Annotated in this window: 13 protein-coding genes; 10 read left to right on the top strand and 3 right to left on the bottom strand. The window is 75.5% G+C overall.

The window, feature by feature from the left end; all coding sequences use genetic code 11:
- Positions 1–68: 68 nt before the first annotated feature.
- The 6 genes from ACF068_RS30300 (at position 69) to ACF068_RS30275 (ending at position 10464) form a co-directional block, all read left to right on the top strand.
- Positions 69–326 carry a phosphopantetheine-binding protein gene (locus tag ACF068_RS30300; RefSeq protein ID WP_392277509.1) on the top strand — a complete coding sequence of 86 codons (258 nt, stop codon included), beginning with the start codon at positions 69–71 and terminating at the stop codon, positions 324–326.
- Positions 323–2005 carry an amino acid adenylation domain-containing protein gene (locus ACF068_RS30295; RefSeq protein WP_392277508.1) on the top strand — a complete coding sequence of 561 codons (1683 nt, stop codon included), beginning with the start codon at positions 323–325 and terminating at the stop codon, positions 2003–2005. The genes ACF068_RS30300 and ACF068_RS30295 overlap by 4 nt, the downstream gene beginning before the upstream one ends.
- On the top strand, positions 2002–6696 hold the full coding sequence (locus ACF068_RS30290; RefSeq protein WP_392277507.1) for an amino acid adenylation domain-containing protein: 4695 nt from the start codon (positions 2002–2004) through the stop codon (positions 6694–6696). Before ACF068_RS30295 ends, ACF068_RS30290 begins: the two co-directional genes overlap by 4 nt.
- A gap of 37 nt (positions 6697–6733) precedes the next feature.
- Positions 6734–8953 (top strand): NADP-dependent isocitrate dehydrogenase, encoded by a 2220-nt coding sequence (locus ACF068_RS30285; RefSeq protein ID WP_392277506.1) that lies wholly within the window; start codon positions 6734–6736, stop codon positions 8951–8953.
- 244 nt (positions 8954–9197) lie between these two features.
- On the top strand, positions 9198–9701 hold the full coding sequence (locus ACF068_RS30280; RefSeq protein ID WP_392277505.1) for a hypothetical protein: 504 nt from the start codon (positions 9198–9200) through the stop codon (positions 9699–9701).
- A 22-nt stretch (positions 9702–9723) separates the two neighbouring features.
- Positions 9724–10464, top strand: coding sequence for an RNA polymerase sigma factor (locus ACF068_RS30275; protein ID WP_392277504.1), 741 nt, complete (start codon positions 9724–9726; stop codon positions 10462–10464).
- A 757-nt stretch (positions 10465–11221) separates the two neighbouring features.
- On the opposite strand, the gene ACF068_RS30270 is transcribed toward ACF068_RS30275, so the two are convergent.
- Positions 11222–11788: a DM13 domain-containing protein gene (locus ACF068_RS30270; protein ID WP_392277503.1), complete on the bottom strand. Its 567-nt coding sequence runs from the start codon at positions 11786–11788 to the stop codon at positions 11222–11224.
- 144 nt (positions 11789–11932) lie between these two features.
- Here ACF068_RS30270 and ACF068_RS30265 point away from each other — a divergent pair, with 144 nt between their 5' ends.
- On the top strand, positions 11933–13018 hold the full coding sequence (locus ACF068_RS30265) for an NAD-dependent epimerase/dehydratase family protein (RefSeq protein ID WP_392277502.1): 1086 nt from the start codon (positions 11933–11935) through the stop codon (positions 13016–13018).
- On the opposite strand, the gene ACF068_RS30260 is transcribed toward ACF068_RS30265, so the two are convergent.
- Entirely contained in the window at positions 12993–14105 is a 1113-nt protein-coding gene (locus ACF068_RS30260; protein ID WP_392277501.1) for a sensor histidine kinase, read from the bottom strand. The genes ACF068_RS30265 and ACF068_RS30260 overlap by 26 nt on opposite strands.
- Positions 14102–14833, bottom strand: a complete 732-nt coding sequence (locus ACF068_RS30255) for a response regulator transcription factor (protein WP_392277500.1) — start codon at positions 14831–14833, stop codon at positions 14102–14104. The genes ACF068_RS30260 and ACF068_RS30255 overlap by 4 nt, the downstream gene beginning before the upstream one ends.
- Positions 14834–14967: 134 nt before the next feature.
- Between ACF068_RS30255 and ACF068_RS30250 the strand changes: the two genes are divergently transcribed.
- The 3 genes from ACF068_RS30250 to ACF068_RS30240 are packed head-to-tail and all read left to right on the top strand — an operon-like array spanning position 14968 to position 17074.
- Positions 14968–15645: a glycosyltransferase family 2 protein gene (locus ACF068_RS30250; protein WP_392277526.1), complete on the top strand. Its 678-nt coding sequence runs from the start codon at positions 14968–14970 to the stop codon at positions 15643–15645.
- Positions 15642–16277 carry a DUF2064 domain-containing protein gene (locus tag ACF068_RS30245; protein ID WP_392277499.1) on the top strand — a complete coding sequence of 212 codons (636 nt, stop codon included), beginning with the start codon at positions 15642–15644 and terminating at the stop codon, positions 16275–16277. Before ACF068_RS30250 ends, ACF068_RS30245 begins: the two co-directional genes overlap by 4 nt.
- Entirely contained in the window at positions 16274–17074 is an 801-nt protein-coding gene (locus ACF068_RS30240; RefSeq protein WP_392277498.1) for a class I SAM-dependent methyltransferase, read from the top strand. Before ACF068_RS30245 ends, ACF068_RS30240 begins: the two co-directional genes overlap by 4 nt.
- Positions 17075–17154: the final 80 nt, after the last annotated feature.

The raw sequence follows: 17154 nt of genomic DNA, 5'->3' as shown, positions 1-17154 counted from the left end.
GACCCGTCCGGCGGAGGCGGATTCGAGCCGAGAGAGCAGAAGGGACCCCCAGGGTGTCAGCCCCGCACGTGAGCTTTGAGAGCGCTTCGCCCACCGACCAGGTGGTGGCCGTCGTGCTGTCCGTGGTGGCCGAGGTGACGGGCTCCGGGCCCCATCGGCTGACGGACAGTTTCTACGACTTCGGCGGCACCTCCCTGGACGCGATACGCATATGTCTGAGGGTCGGCCGGGAACTGGACGTGGAGGTCCCGCCGGAGACCCTGCTCGACAGCGAGGACCTCGGCGGCTTCGCCTCGGCCGTGGCCGCCGTACGGGACGCCCGGTGACCGGCGCCGTGGTGGCCCCCCGGGCCGCCGGCGCACCGGCGGCCACCTCGGGCGGGCCGCCGCTCATCCACCGGGCGGTCGAGTGGCACGCGGCGCGCCGACCGGACGCCGTGGCCCTGGTCGACGGTGCCCGGCACGTCGGCTACGCGGAGCTGGACGCGGCGGCGGAGGTCTGGGCGGCCGCGCTGCGGGTCCGGGGCGCGGGGCCGGGCACGTTCGTCCCGGTCGTCCTGCCCCGGTCGGCGACGCTGGTGGCGGTCCTCCTGGGCGTCCTGAAGTCCGGTGCGGCGTACGCCGCCCTGGATCCCGGCTGGCCCGCGGAGCGGCTGCGCGCGGTGGCCGGCATGCTCGCACCGCGAGTGGCGGTCGTACCGGACGGGTGCGACTGGTGGGACGGTCGGGACGGCTGGGACCGCCGGGACGGCCGGGGAGACGGGGGCGGCGGGAACGGCGCTTCGCTGTGCACCCCGGCGGCGCACGGCCTCCTCCCCCGGGACGCGGCCGGGGCTCCGCCCGTACCCGGGGAGGAGGAACGGGACGCGGCGCCGCCCGTGGTGGACGGCGACAGCCCCGCGACGGTCTTCTTCACCTCCGGCACCACCGGCCGCCCCAAGGCGGTGGTGTCCCCCCACCGGGCCACGCTCAGCCTGTTCGACGGCCGCTTCGCCCCCTTCACCTCCGACGGCCCGGACCGTCCGGTGATGCCGCAGGCCGCGCCGGTGTCCTGGGACGGTTTCACCCTGGAGACCTGGGGTCCGCTGATCAGCGGCGGGACCAGTGTGCTCCTCGACGGCGGCTTCCTGCTGCCCGGTACGCTGCGCGGCCTCGTCGCGCGGCGGGGCGTGGACACGGTCTGGCTCACCGCGTCCCTGTTCCACCTCTTCGTCGACGAGGACCCCGGCTGCTTCGAGGGGCTGCGGCACGTGCTGACGGGCGGCGAACGGCTCTCCGCGGCCCGGGTGCGCGCCTTCCTCGACCGCCACCCGGACATCGCGCTGACCAATGGTTACGGGCCCGTCGAGACGTGCGTCTTCGCCACCGCCCGGCGCGTACGCCGCTCCGACTGCGACGTCCCCACCGGGATCCCGGTGGGCGAACCGGTCCCGGGCCGCCGGGTGCACGTCCTGGCGGACGGCCGCCCAGCCGCCCCGGGCTCCACGGGCGAGATCTGCGTCGCGGGCGACGGCATCGCCCTCGGCTACCTGGGCGACCCGGAGCTGACGGCCCGGGCGTTCCCGACCGTCACCGTCGACGGAGTGCCCACCCGGGTGTACCGGACCGGGGACCTCGGGTTCCGGGACGACGACGGCGTCCTGCACTTCACGGGCCGCGCCGACCGGCAGGTGAAGGTACGCGGCCACCGGGTCGAACCGGAGGAGGTGGAAGCCGTCGTGCGCACCGTCCCCGGGGTGGCCGACTGCGCGGTCGTCCCCGTCCCGGGCCCGGACGGGCAGTACGAGCGCCTGGCCCTGTTCTACACGGAGGCCGGCACCGACGACCCGCCGCCGCCCCGGGCCGTGCGCCGCGCCCTGGCCGCGCTGCTGCCCCGCCACCTGGTTCCGGAACTGGTGCGCGTGACGGCCGCACTGCCGCTCACCGCCCACGGGAAGCTGGACCGTACGGCGCTGCCGCGCCTCCTGGAGCAGGGCCGCGGCGACGGCGGGGAGACCGGCGCATGAGCCTCTACGAGCAGCACCCGATGTCGTTCGAGCAGGAGTCGATCTGGCTCAACGACCAGTTCCAGGCGGGGGCGGGGCGGTACGTCGAGTCCTGGATCCACCGCTTGCGCGGTGACATCGATGTCCCGGCGATCCGGGCGGCGTTGACGGGCGTCGTCGCCCGCCATGAACCGCTGCGCACCGCCCTGGTCCTGGAGGGCGGCCGGACCGTGCAGCGGGTCCACCCGCCCGCCCCGGTGCCGCTGACCGTCCGCGACGTGGGTTCCGGGGAGGCCGGTTCCGGGGGCGCGGGCTCCGGGCAGTTCGGTGCGGGCGGGGTGGACGAGGCGGTCCGGGCGGCCGTCTCCGTGTCCGTGCCCGCCGACCGGCCGCCCCTGCTACGGGCCACGCTGCTGCGCACCGGCGAGCGGGAGGCGGTGCTCGTGGTCGCGCTGCACCACGCGGTCGTCGACGGCTGGTCGTTCCGCCTGCTCGACGAGGAGTTCAGCGAGCTGTACCGGGCCGCCGTCGAGAACCGGCCGCCCCGGCTGCCCGAGCTGCCCGTCACCTTCGGCGCGTACGCCCGGGCGCAGCGCGCGGCCGCGGCCGGGCGGGGCCCGGGGCAGGGGCGGGGGCAGGACTCCGGGCCGTCCGACGAGGCCATGGACTACTGGCGCCGGACGCTGGACGGCGCGCCCGCCGAGTCCACGTTCCCGCTGGACCGGCCCCGTCCGGCCGTGCCGGACCACCGGGGCGGGATGCTCGAGTTCTCGATCGGCCCCGAGTCGGCCGACGCCGTACGCGCCTGCTGCCGCCGGCTCCGTACGACCCCCTTCGTGCTGTTCACCGCCGTACTGACCGCCCTGGTGTCCCGGCTGTCCGGCCAGGACGACATCGTGCTGGGCACCCCGGTCACCCGGCGGGACCGGCTGGAGCTGGAACCGCTGATCGCCTGCCTCAGTGACGTCATGCCGCTGCGCCGCCGCGTCCGGCCCGGGCAGACGTTCCGGGAGCTGGTCGAGGAGAGCGCCGCGTGTGTGCGCGGGGCCATGGCACACCGTCACGTCCCGCACAGCCGCCTGGTCGCGGAGCTGGCGGGCGAGCGGGTACCGGGCCGCTTCCCCCTCTTCCAGGTGGTGTTCACGGTCGACGACGCGGACGCGCCGGGGCTGCGGCTGCCGGGTGTGGCCGCCGAGCGCCTCCACGCGCACAACGGCACCGCCAAGTTCGACGTGTTCCTCGAACTCGTGCCGCGCCGGGACGACGGCGGCTACCGCGCCCTGATGGAGTACGCGACCGGGGTGCTGGACCCGTCGACGGCCCGGCGCCTCGCCGAGCGTTTCCTCGCCCTCCTGGCGGACGCCACGGCCGACCCGGACGCGCGCGTGGACGACCTCGCCGTCATGTCCGGGGCGGAGCGGCGGCTGGTGACCCGGGAGCTGACCACGGGACCCGTCCTGGAGGCGCCGGGGCGGGGACGTGCCGAAGGACTCCCCCTGTCCGGAACCGGCGGCCCCCTGCCCGGCGCCCGGGATTCCCTGTCCGGCGACCGGGATCCCCTCCCCGGAGCCGGCGGGCCGCCGCATGCCCATGTGCTCGTCGACCGGACCGCCCGCCGGACCCCGGACGCCCTGGCGGTGGTGGAGGGCGGGCGGGCGCTCACCTTTGCGCGGCTTTCGGCCGCCTCCCATGATCTGGCCCGGTGGCTGGTGTCCCGGGGACTGGCCCGGAAGCGGATAGGTATCCGCATCGGCCGTTCCACCGACGCCCTCGTCGCCCTCCTGGGCGTGCTGCGCGCGGGCGCCGCCTGCGTACCCCTGGACCCGTCCCTGCCGGCCCCGCGCACCTCCCACATGGTGCGCGACAGCGGCATCGCCGCCGTCCTGACCACCAGAAGTGCCCCCGCTCCCCCGGACACCGGCGTGGCCGTGCTGTTCCTCGACGACGTGCCCGCGGACGCGCCGGAGGAGTCCCTGCCCGGGACGTCGCCGGAGGACGTGGCGTACATCGTGTACACCTCCGGCTCGACCGGGCGGCCCAAGGGCGTGGCCCTGCCGCACCGGTCGCTGGCCGTGCTCCTGGACTGGCAGGGCCGTTCGTCGGCCGCGGGCCCGGGTTCCCGCACGCTGCACTTCGCCCCGCTCGGCTTCGACGTGGCGTTCCAGGAGGTGTTCAGCACCTGGGCGAGCGGCGGGACGCTGGTCGTCGCGGACGACGGGACGCGCGGGGACCCGCACCGCCTGCTCGGCCTCGTCGAACGGCACGCGGTCGAGCGGCTCTTCCTCCCCTACGTCGCCCTCCAGCAACTGGCCGAGTACGCCGTGGCCGCCGGGCGTTCCGCGTCCACCCTCCGGGAGGTGATCACGGCCGGGGAGCAGTTGTACGTGACCCCGGCGATCCGGGCGTTCTTCACCACCGCCTGTCCGGGGGCCCGCCTGGAGAACCAGTACGGTCCGTCCGAGACGCACGTGGTCACCGCCCACCGGCTCACCGGCGCGCCCGGCACCTGGCCGGACCGTCCGCCGATCGGGCGGCCGGTACCGGGGAGCAGGGTGTACGTCCTGGACGGCCGGCTGCGGCCGCGTCCGCTCGGCACGGTCGGGGAGATCTGCGTCGCCGGGGACGCCGTGGCCCTCGGCTACCTCTCGGAGGAGGCCGGGACGGACCGCCGCTTCGTGCCGGACCCCTTCCGTCCGAAGCGGCCCGGCGGCCTGCTCTACCGCACCGGGGACGTGGGCTGCCTCCTGCCGGACGGCACGATCCGGTTCCTCGGCCGGGACGACGACCAGGTCAAGATCCGCGGGTACCGGGTGGAGCCGGCCGAGGTCGAGGCCGCCCTCAAGGGGGTGCCGGGCGTGAGCGACGCCGTGGTGCTCGTGGACGGGACGGGCGCGGACGAGCGGCGGCTGGTGGCCTATGTCACCGGGTCGGCTCCCGGCGGGCCCGATCCGCGGGAGGTGCGCGGGGCGCTGCTGGAGCGGCTCCCCCGCCACCTCGTCCCGGCGGACGTCCGCCGCATCCCGGGCCTGCCGCTCACCGCGAGCGGGAAGGCGGACCGGGCGGCGGTGCGGCGGCTGTACGGCCCCGCCGCGGGCCCGGCGCGTCCGGCGCCCCCCGGCCACGCCGCGCCCCCGCCCCCGCCGCCGCCCACCGCCACCGCCACCGCCCCCGCCGCACCGGCACCGGCACCGGCCGCCCCCGCCGTACCGCCGGCGCGTCCAACCGGGGACACGACGGTCACCACGGCGACCACGACCACGACGGCCGCCGGAGCGACCACGGCGGCGGCGATCTGGGCCGACGTCCTGCGGACGGAGGACACCGACCCGGACCGGTCGTTCTTCTCGCTGGGCGGGGACTCCCTGCTGGCCGTGCGGCTGTCCGTCCGCCTCCGCACCGAGCTGGGGCTGGACGTCCGCCCCGCCGACATCGTCGCGGCCCCGACCCTGGGCGCGCTGACGGCCCTGGCCACCGCGCGCGGGCGGGCCGTCCCGGCCGTGGGGCCGGGCACGCTGGACGCCGACGTCGTCCCCGCGCGGGAGGTGGTGCGGGTCGCCGGCGACCCCGGCCACGTCCTGCTGACCGGCGCGACCGGGTTCCTGGGCGCGTTCCTGCTGCGCGACCTGCTGGACCGGACCGGCGGGGTGGTCCACTGCCTCGTACGGGCCGGGGACCGGGCCGCCGCGGACAAGCGCCTCCGGGTGACGCTGGAGCGGTACGGGCTCTGGGACGACTCCCGGGCGCACCGCGTCGTGGCGGTGCCCGGGGACCTGGCGCTGCCGCGGCTGGGGCTGGCGCCGGACCGGTTCGACCGGCTGGCCCGTACCGTCGACGTGGTGTTCCACGCGGGTGCCGAGGTGAACCTCGCGTACGGCTACGAGCGGCTGGCGGCGGCCAACGTCGGCGGGACCGCCGAGGTCCTGCGTCTGGCGGCCGCGCACCGCACGGTCCCCGTGCACCACGTGTCGACCGTCGGGGTCTTCCCGCCGTCCGGGCCGCCGGCGGGCCGGGTCCCGCCCGGGCACCCGCTGGGGGACGTGGCGCTGCTGCGCAACGGGTACGCCGAGTCGAAGTGGGTGGCCGAGACGCTCGTCGCCCGGGCGCGGGAGCGGGGCCTGCCGGTGACGGTGTACCGGCCGACCCGGATCGCGGGCTCCAGCACGACCGGGGCGTGCCAGACGTCCGATTTCCTGTGGCTGCTGGTCAAGGGCTGCGTCGAGGCGGGGCTCGCCCCGGGCGACTACATGTCGGATTTCGACCTGGTGCCCGTGGACCACGTCAGCGGGGCGATCACCGTCCTGGCCGCCGACCCGGCGGCGGCCGGGGGGACGTTCCACGTCTCCAGCGAGCGGCTGCGCCCGTTCACGGAGGTCGTGGCCCGCCTGCGGGCCCTGGGCTATCGGCTGGACGACGTCCCGCTGGAGCGGTGGCACCGCCATGTGGAGCGGCACCCGGGCAACGCGGCGTACCCGCTGCTGGGGCTGTTGCCGCCGGCGGGCACGGCGGCGCCGCGCGAGGCGGCCTCCCCGGTGTTCGACTCCTCCGCCACCCGCCGGGGGCTGCGCGGCTCCGGAGTGGTGCCGCCGGACGTGGACGACGCGCTCTTGGCCCGCTGCGTCCGCTTCTTCGTGCGCGAGGGGTTCCTGCCGCCGCCGCCCGGCGGAAAGGAGCCGGACCCCTGTCGAGAAGACGTCGATCACGAGATATCTTGATGTCGAGCAATGTTGCAGACGTGGAGCGGAGCACCCGGTGACTGACTCGACCATCATCTACACACACACTGACGAGGCCCCGGCCCTGGCCACGCACTCGTTCCTGCCCGTGATCGAGGCGTACGCCTCGACGGCCGGGGTCAGCGTGGAGACCCGGGACATCTCCCTGGCCGGGCGGATCATCTCCGGCTTCCCGGAGTACCTCCAGGAGGGCCAGCGCATCGACGACGCGCTCGCCGAGCTCGGTGAGCTGGCCAAGACCCCCGAGGCCAACATCATCAAGCTGCCGAACATCTCGGCCTCGATCCCCCAGCTCAAGGCCGCGGTCGCCGAGCTCCAGGAGCAGGGCTACGCGCTGCCGGACTACCCGGACGACCCGAAGACGGACGAGGAGCGGGACATCCGCGCCCGTTACGACAAGGTCAAGGGCAGCGCCGTGAACCCGGTGCTGCGTGAGGGCAACTCCGACCGCCGTGCCCCCGCGTCGGTCAAGAACTACGCCAAGACCCACCCGCACCGCATGGGCGCGTGGACCGGCGAGTCGAAGACGAACGTCGCGACGATGGGCGAGAACGACTTCCGCTCCACCGAGAAGTCCGTGGCCATCACCGAGGCCGGTGCGCTGCGCATCGAGCTGGCCGGTGACGACGGCTCCACCACGGTCCTGCGCGAGTCCGTGCCGGTCCTCGCGGGCGAGGTCGTCGACGCCTCCGTGATGCGCGTCGCCGCGCTGCGCGAGTTCCTGACCGCGCAGGTGGCGCGCGCCAAGGCCGAGGGCGTGCTGTTCTCCGTGCACCTCAAGGCGACCATGATGAAGGTCTCGGACCCGATCATCTTCGGTCACGTCGTACGCGCCTTCTTCCCGAAGACGTTCGCGAAGTACGGCGAGACGCTCGCCGCGGCCGGCCTGACCCCGAACGACGGTCTCGGCGGCATCTACAAGGGCCTGGAGGGCCTGCCCGAGGGCGCCGAGATCAAGGCGTCCTTCGACGCCGAGCTCGCCGAGGGCCCCGAGCTCGCCATGGTGGACTCCGACAAGGGGATCACCAACCTGCACGTCCCGTCCGACGTCATCGTCGACGCCTCGATGCCGGCCATGATCCGCACCTCCGGCCACATGTGGGGCCCGGACGGCCAGGAGGCCGACACCCTGGCCGTGCTGCCCGACAGCAGCTACTCGGGCGTCTACCAGGTCGTCATCGACGACTGCCGCGCCAACGGCGCCTACGACCCGTCCACCATGGGCTCCGTCCCGAACGTCGGTCTGATGGCGCAGAAGGCCGAGGAGTACGGCAGCCACGACAAGACCTTCGAGATCCCCACCACGGGCACGGTCCGTCTGGTCGACCAGGCCGGCAACGTCGTCCTGGAGCAGGCCGTCTCGGCCGGCGACATCTTCCGCGCCTGCCAGACCAAGGACGCGCCGATCAAGGACTGGGTGAAGCTCGCCGTCACCCGCGCCCGCGCCACCGGCGACCCGGCGGTGTTCTGGCTGGACGAGACCCGCGCCCACGACGCCGTGCTCATCGAGAAGGTCCGGCGCTACCTGCCGGAGCACGACACCGAGGGCCTGGACATCCGCATCATGTCCCCGGTCGAGGCGACCAAGCTGTCCGTCGAGCGCATCCGCCGCGGCGAGAACACCATCTCGGTGACCGGCAACGTGCTGCGTGACTACCTGACCGACCTCTTCCCGATCCTCGAGCTGGGCACCAGCGCGAAGATGCTCTCGGTCGTCCCGCTGATGAACGGCGGCGGCCTGTTCGAGACGGGCGCCGGCGGCTCCGCCCCGAAGCACGTCCAGCAGCTGGTCAAGGAGAACTACCTGCGCTGGGACAGCCTGGGTGAGTTCCTCGCCCTCGCGGTCAGCTTCGAGCACCTCGCCCAGACCACGGGCAACGCCCGCGCCCAGGTCCTGGCCGACACCCTGGACCGCGCGACCGCGACGTTCCTCAACGAGGACAAGTCGCCGAGCCGTCGCCTGGGTGGCATCGACAACCGCGGCAGCCACTTCTACCTGGCCATGTACTGGGCGCAGGAGCTGGCGAAGCAGACCGACGACGCCGAGCTCGCCAAGGCGTTCGCGCAGCTTGCCCAGACACTGACCGAGCAGGAGCGGACCATCGTCGACGAGCTGATCGCGGTCCAGGGCCGGCCGGCCGACATCGGCGGCTACTACCACCCGGACCCGGCCAAGGCCGCGGCGGTCATGCGCCCGTCGGCGACCTTCAACCAGGCGCTCGCGACCCTGGCCTGAGCCGCGGCGGTACCCCGCCCGCACGCCACTGCATGACGGGACCGCCCCGTCCGGTACGACCGGACGGGGCGGTCCCGTCGCATCGGGGGCGGCGGCCGGGCGCCGGTGGGCGCCGGGCCGGGGGCAACACGGGCGCCGGCGGTGGAAAAAGTTCGCGGTGGGCGGCAACCCCCGCGCGACTCGCGCGTCGTGCGGGGGTGAAGGGCGTGATCCCGCGCCCCCGTACCCAGTCGGGAGAACCACCGTGCCCCATCTGAAGCGCGCAGTCGTCACCGTCGCCGTCGCCGGCGCACTCACCGCCGTCGCCGTGCCCGCCCGGGCGTCGGCGGGACCGGCCGCCACGCCCTCGGCCGCGCCCTCCCCGGTCACCTCCGCCGCGCCCTCCGCCGTGCCCTCGGCGGCCCCGTCCCCCACCACCAGCGCCCGGCCGGGCACCCCCGCACCGGCCGCTCCCACCCCCGCCCCCGTCACCACCAGCGTGCCGCCCACCGCTCCTCCGACCTCCGCGCCGACCTCCGCGCCGTCCCCCGCACCGACCGCCACCCCGACCCTCCCGCCCTCGCCCGCCGCCAGCGTGCCGCCGGGCGCCACCCCGCCGCCCGGGGCCGCACGGCCCTCCGCCGGCCCCGAACTCGCGCACACCGGCGGCTCGGGCGCCACGGACGCCGCCATCGGGGCGGGGGCCGCCGGGCTGATCGCGCTGGGGGCCGGGACCGTGTTCGTGGTGCGGCGGCGCTCGCTCCGCTGACGTGCTCGCCCTGAGGAACCCCGTGCCGCACCACGCCCCGCCGCTGTTCCACCCCGCCGTGCACCGGTTCACCCGGGCACGGCGGGGTGGCGGCCGGGGCGTGCGTGCGGTGTTGCGCGCCCTGCTGCTGCCCCGCGACCGGGCCGCCGCTCCGGCCGGTCACCCGCTCGCGGCCCACCCCGCACCGGCGCCGCACGGGGCGGTGCCGGACCGGGCGGTCCCGGACCCGGCCGTGACGGACCGGGCGGTGGCGCACGGGGCGGTGCCCCAGGAGCCGCCGCCCACCGTCACCGCCCTCTACCACGCGCACCGCCTCGCCATGGTGCGTCTCGCGGTACTGCTCGTGGACGACCTGGCCACCGCCGAGGACGTCGTCCAGGACGCCTTCACCGCCCTGTACCGGCGGCACGGCGAGCACATCACCGAGGTCGACAACGCGCTGGGCTATCTGCGCACCGCCGTGGTGAACACCTCCCGTTCGGTGCTGCGGCGCCGCCGGACCGCCCGCGCCTGGACACCGCCCGCCACGGCCGACGTCCCGTCCGCCGAGGAGCACGTGGTGCTGGACGAGGCGCACCGCGAGGTGCTCGCCGCGCTGGGCCGGCTCACCCCGCGCCGCCGCCAGGTCCTGGTCCTGCGGTACTGGGCCGACCTCAGCGAGGCGGAGATCGCCCGGACCCTCGGGATCAGCCGGGGCGCGGTCAAGTCGAACGCCAGCCGCGCCCTGGACGCGCTGGAACGGATCCTGGAGGGACGGATATGACGGCCTACGGGGAACCGGGGCAACGCCCGGAAGCCGGACGCCCCGTGGAGCACCGGCTCCGTCGGGCACTCGAGGCACGGGCGGAGTCGGTGACCGTACGGGACCTCCGTCCGGCCGCGCCGCCCGGTACCGCCCGCCCGCGGGCGTGGTGGCGGCCGGCCCCGGCGTCCCGGCACGGTGTCGCGGGCCTGGCCGGCCTCGCGGCCGCGGCCCTGGCGTGCGCGGCCTACCTGGCGCTGACGCCCGGGACGCCCGGCCCCCGGCCCGCCCCGCCCGCCGACCCGCCGGGCATGACCTCCCCCGCTCCCGCCCCGACACCGACCCCGGACCCGGCCCCCGACCCGGTGCCGGGCACCCCCACTCCCGGCACGCCGACGCCCGGCACGTCGTCACCGGGCAGCCCGACACTCGGCGTCCCCGCGCCCGGCACGCCGACACCCGGCACCGGCCCCTCGTCGCCGGATCCGGAACAGGACCCGGGACCGGGCCGGGCTCCGGACCAAAGCGCGTCCCCCAGCCCGGTCCCGAGCACCCCGCGGGCGACCCGGCCGGCCACCAGCCCGCCGCCCCCGAGCACCGCGGAGCCGTCCGCCGCCACCCCTCCCGCCCCCGGAGCCACCGGCTAGGCCATCGACCGCGCCCACCGGAAGCCCCGGCGGGGCAACGCGGTGGCGGGGCCGGCCGGCCGGTGCCGATGGGAGCGCCCGTGGCAGTGGACGAGCAGAAGGACCGGCCCGACCTGGCCGACTGACCCCCGTCACGTGCGGACGATCTCCGCGGCACCGAACGAGACGTCGAAACGGTCGCACCAGATGCTCACGCTCGTGTACGCCGACACATCGAGGTCCGCCGGCAGCGGATAGTTCTGGTCGCCCTTGTTCCCCTTGAGCTGGGCAAGGTTGACGTACTTCCCGTCGTCGAAGAGGCCCCAGCCGGCCTTCCCTTCCTTCACCGGTGCGTCGCTCAGCCACACGCGCAGGTCGGGGCCGTTGCTCGTGTCGAGGCCTTCGAGGCGGAGCGTGTGGGTGCCGTCCGCGAGCCGGACGATCCTCGCCGTGCCGGTCGTCGTGTGTTCGTGACTCACGAACGAGCCCTGCGCCACGGTGGTCGGGCCGGCGGGTGCCGTCGACGGCGTCACGGTCGCGGAGGACGACGGATTCGTGGGCACCGTCCCCGGCGGTGTGGCCGCGGAGGGCAGCGCCTCGTTGACGGTCTCGTCCACCCACAGCGCCCAGGGCTTGAACCACACAAGACCCGCCACCACGATCACCGCGGTGATGGCCACCGCCCCCGCCCACCACTGCTTCTTCGTGACACGCCCCACGGCGCACCTCCTTCGGACAGCACGACTTCTCCAGGCCATCCAACGCGACCGGAGGCGCGGGCGGGAGGTCCGGCCCGATGACGAAAGCCTTACGGCACGGCGCGGCGGCCCCGGAACCCGCGGACGGTCCGTAGCGTCGCGTCCATGCGCGTACTCGTCACAGGAGGAGCCGGCTTCATCGGCTCGCACATCATCGCTTCGCTCCGCCGGGCCGGCCACGAGCCGGTCGTGCTGGACGCCCTGCTGCCCAGCGCGCACCCCACCGCCCCCGACCCGCCCGAAGTGGAGTTCCTGCACGCGGACGTCCGCGACGCCACGAGCACCCGGGCGGCGCTGCGCGGCGTCGACGCGGTCTGCCACCAGGCCGCCATGGTCGGCCTCGGCAAGGACCTCGCCGACACGCCCGCATACGTGAGCTGCAACGACCTCGGTACGGCGGTGCTTCTCGCGGCGATGGCGGACACCGGCGTGCGGCGACTCGTCCTCGCCGGGTCGATGGTGGTGTACGGGGAGGGGAGGTACGAGTGCCCGCGTCACGGAGTCGTCCGGCCCGGCCCCCGCCGCCCGGAGGACCTGGAGGCCGGGCACTTCGAACCGCGTTGTCCCGTCTGCGGCTCCGAGCTCGCGCCCGGCCTGGTCGGCGAGGGCGCGCCGGCCGACCCCCGCAACGTGTACGCCTCGACGAAGCTCGCCCAGGAGCACCTGGCCGCCGCCTGGGCACGATCGGTGGGCGGGACGGCGGTCTCGCTGCGCTATCACAACGTCTACGGGCCCGGGATGCCCCGGGACACCCCGTACGCCGGGGTGGCCTCCCTCTTCCGCTCGGCGCTCGCCCGCGGCGAGGCCCCTCGCGTCTTCGAGGACGGCGGCCAGCGCCGGGACTTCGTCCATGTACGGGACGTGGCGGCGGCCAATGTGCTGGTGCTGGAGGCCGCGGGCGGTCTGCCGGCCGGTGCCCTCACCGCGTACAACACCGGCAGTGGAGACCCGCACACGGTGGGCGGGATGGCGGCGGCGCTGGCCCGGGCGCACGGCGGCCCCCAGCCGGTGGTCACCGGAGAGTTCCGGCTCGGCGACGTGCGGCACATCACCGCGGACTCGTCGCGGCTGCGGCGCGAACTCGGCTGGCACCCGGATGTCGATTTCGACGAGGGAATGGCGGAGTTCGCCCGGGCCGGGCAGCGGGCCTCGGCGGACGGCGCGGTCAGCCGGCGGCCGCGGGCAGGGTGACCTCGAAGCGGCAGCCGCCGGGCACGTTGCGCACCTCGGCGCGGCCCGCGTGCGCTTCGACGATGCCGCGGACGATGGCGAGGCCGAGGCCGGCCCCGGCCGGCGGGGTGCGGGCCTCGGTGCCGCGCCATCCGGTGTCGAATACGCGGTCCAGGTGCTCGTCGGGGATGCCGCCGCAACCGTCCGTGACGGACAGGACGACGGCGCCGTCCCGGTGTTCGGCGGCCACCGCGACCGTGCCGTCGGCGGGAGTGTGGCGGATGGCGTTGACCAGGAGGTTGGCGAGGACGCGGGTCATTTCCTTGCCGTCCACCTCGACCGGGACGGCCGCGACCCCCTCCCCCAGCAGCCGCACGCCCCGTTCACGGGCGAGCGGGTCGGCGCCGCTCAGGGCGTCGTCGACCAGGTCGTACACGGACATCCGGCTGCGGCTGAGGGTCAGCGCTCCGGCGTGGATGCGGGAGAGTTCGAAGAGGTCGGTGACCATGGCGGTGAGGCGCTCGACCTCGGTGCGGATCCGGCGGTGGTAGCGGGCGGGGTCGGCCGCCATTCCGTCCTCCAGGGCCTCCGCCATCGCCCGCAGTCCCGCGAGCGGGGTGCGCAGGTCGTGGGAGATCCAGGCGACGAGTTCCCGACGGGACGCCTCCAGGGAACGCTCCCGGCGCCGGGAGGCGTCGAGCTTGGCGCTGGTGGCGGCCAGTTCGCGGGTGAGGGCGGCGAGTTCGGCCGTGGCGGCTCCGTCGGGCGCGGAGAAGCTGCCCCCGTCGCCGAAGTCGCGTGCGGCGCGGGCCAGCGCACGGCTGCGGGCCACCACCCACCGGCCGAGGACGAGGGCGGTGCACAGGGACACCAGGGCGGCCATGGCGACCACGACGGTCACCACCCACAGGTCGTGCGCGGACAGGAACATCGCCTGGGCGACGGCGAGTGTTCCCGCGAGCATCGCCGACACCGTCACGGCGGCCACGACGGCGAGGGACACCGCGACCGAGCGGTGGCGTACGAGGCGGAGCGCGACCGCCCCGGCGATTCCGGCGAAGACGGCTCCGGCCAGGGCGAACGCGGCGATGAGCAGGACGTCCTTCATACCGTGGTGTTCTCCGTCCGCTCCGCTTCGAAGCGGTAGCCGACGCCCCAGACCGTCCGGATCAGGGACGGCCGGGCCGGGTCGTCCTCGATCTTGGCGCGCAGCCTGCGGACGTGCACGGTCACGGTGGAGAGGTCACCGAAGTCCCAGCCCCACACCCGGCGCATCAGATCCTCCCGGCTGTGCGCCGCGCCGGGGCGCTCCATGAAGTACGTCAGGAGATCGAACTCCCGCAGAGTGAGCGCGAGTTCCACGCCGGCACGGCTGGCCCTGCGGGTCACGGGGTCGACGGACAGGTCACCGGCGCGCAGCACTCCCCGGGACGCGGCCGGAGCCGCCGGGCGGCTGCGGCGTATCACCGATGCGACGCGCAGGACGAGTTCGCGCGGGCTGAACGGCTTGGTGACGTAGTCGTCCGCGCCCACTTCCAGCCCTGTGATGCGGTGCTCCTCGTCCCCACGGGCCGTCAGCATGATCACCGGCACGGGCCCGGCGGACCGCAGCCGGCGGCACACCTCGAGGCCGTCCAGGCCGGGCAGCATCAGGTCGAGGACGACGAGGTCGGGCCACCGCTCTCCGGCTCGGCGCAAGGCGTCGAGGCCGTCGGCCGCGTGTTCGACGGAGAAGCCGGCCCGTTCCAGGTAGCCGGTGACGACCTCGGCGACCGTCGGGTCGTCGTCCACCACCAGGATCCGGCCCCCGCTGTCCGGGACGATGCGCTCACTCATGCCGCACAGCCTCGCATCCGCTCCCGCGCGGCAGCCACGGCCACCCGGCGGACGTCGTGCGCCGTCCGTGTTTCGTAAGGACTTCCAGGGCCCCGAAGCGCCCTGCGATTCCTACGGTGAGAGCCGTGACCACCATGACCGCAGATGTCGTCCTTCCCTGTCTCGACGAGGCCGAGGCCCTGCCGTGGGTGCTGACCCGCATCCCCGCCGGATGGCGGGCGATCGTCGTCGACAACGGCTCCACCGACGGTTCCGCCGCACTCGCGGCCCGCCTCGGTGCCACCGTCGTGCACGAGCCCGGACGCGGCTTCGGCGCCGCCTGTCATGCCGGACTGCTCGCCGCCGAAGCCGAGTTCGTCTGCTTCTGCGACTGCGACGCCTCCCTCGACCCCAGCCTGCTGCCCGGCCTCGCGCGTTCCGTGGCCGACGGCTCCGCCGACCTCGTCCTCGGCCGCCGCCGCCCCACCGCACGCGGCGCGTGGCCGGCCCACGCCCGGGCCGGGAACCTCGCGCTGTCCCGACTCCTCCGCCGTCGCACCGGGCTGCGGCTGCGCGATCTGGGGCCCATGCGGGTGGCCCGGCGCGAGGCGCTCCTCGCTCTCTGTCTCTCCGACCGGCGCAGCGGCTATCCGCTCCAGATGGTCGTCCGGGCCGCCGACGCCGGCTGGCGGGTACGGGAGGTGGACGTGCCCTACCTCCCCCGTGCCGGCCGCTCCAAAGTCACCGGCACCTGGAAGGGCACCTGGCAGGCCGTGCACGACATGCGCCGCGTACTGGACGAGCCGGCGCCGGCCGGTGGTGAGCGCCCGTGACCACCCTCCTCGTCATCGCCAAGCAGCCCGTGCCCGGCCGGGTCAAGACCCGGCTCACTCCACCGTTCCCGCCCGAGGCGGCCGCCGCCCTGGCCGAGGCGGCCCTCGCCGACACGCTCGCCGCGGTTCTCGGGGTCCCCGCCGAGCGGCACGTCCTCGTGCTCGACGGGCAGCCCGGCGCCTGGCTGCCATCAGGGTTCCGGCTCGTCCCGCAGGTGACGGGCGGGCTCGACGTACGGCTCGCCGCCGCGTTCGCCGCCTGTGACGGTCCGGCGCTTCTCATCGGCATGGACACCCCGCAGGTCACCCCCGCTCTGCTGGCCCCGGCTCTGTGCTGGGACACGTGCGACGCGTGGTTCGGCCCCGCGGCGGACGGCGGCTTCTGGGCCCTCGGCCTCGCCTCCCCCGATCCCGCCCTCCTGCTCGGCGTCCCGATGTCCCGCCCCGACACCGGCACCGTCCAGTACGAGCGGCTGCGCGCGGCCGGGCTGCGGATCGGCACCCTGCCCGTGCTGCGGGACGTGGACACCGCCGGGGACGCGCGCCTCGTGGCGGACGGGGCGCCGGGCAGCCGCTTCGCCGCCCTGCACTCCGCGCTGACCGGAACGGCGCCGGCGGGAGCGGGCGCGTGACCGCGACGACGGCCTGGCGCGCCGACCCGTACGGCGACGCCCTGCGCACCGGGCGGGGCCCGCTCTTCCTGCGCCGCGACGACGGATGGCTCCTGCCTCTGGAGGTCGAGCGCTGGTGCGGGGCACCCGACCGCGCGGACCGTTCCGTCCTGGACCGCTGCCTCGGCACGGTCCTCGACGTGGGCTGCGGACCGGGGCGGCTCGTCGCCGCCCTAGGGGACCGCGCGCTGGGTGTGGACGTCAGCCCGGAGGCGGTCGCCCGCACCGAGCGGCTCGGCGCGACGGCCCTGTGCCGCTCGGTCTTCGACCCGCTGCCTGGCGAAGGACGCTGGGACACGGCCCTGCTCATCGACGGCAACATCGGAATAGGCGGAGACCCCGCCGCTCTGCTGCGCCGCATGCGGCAAGTGGTCGCCGGCTCCGGCCGGGTCATCGCGGAATGCGTGCCCCTGGACGTCGACGAGCGCTGCGAGGTGCGGGTGGACGACGGGCGGGGAGGGCGGGGCGCGCCGTTCCCCTGGGCCCGCACAGGCGTACGCGCGCTGTCCGCGCACGCGGCCGCCACGGGCTGGACGGTGGCCGAACGATGGGACCTGTGGGGCCGTCACTTCGTGGCCCTCACCGGTCGGTCGTCGTCCGGCTCCGCCGAGGGCGCCCCCGCCACCGCCGTACGAGGATCATCGCCACCGCCACCACGACCACCGCCGCGAGGACGATCGCCAGGTTCCGTCCGTACGGCAGCGGCAGCGCGGAGGGGTTCGGCGGCTCCCCCGGCCGGACCAGCAGCGGCAGCGTGACCAGCACCAGGCTCCCCGCCACGACCAGCGCCCCGCGCGCCACGCCCCGCTCGGGACGCCCGGCGAGCAGCAGGCCGACG

It is taken from the genome of Streptomyces sp. NPDC016309 (assembly GCF_043077235.1).
Taxonomy (GTDB): Bacteria; Actinomycetota; Actinomycetes; order Streptomycetales; family Streptomycetaceae; genus Streptomyces.
The sequence above is the reverse complement of the archived record's forward strand: the minus strand, read 5'-3'. Positions and strand labels throughout refer to the sequence as shown.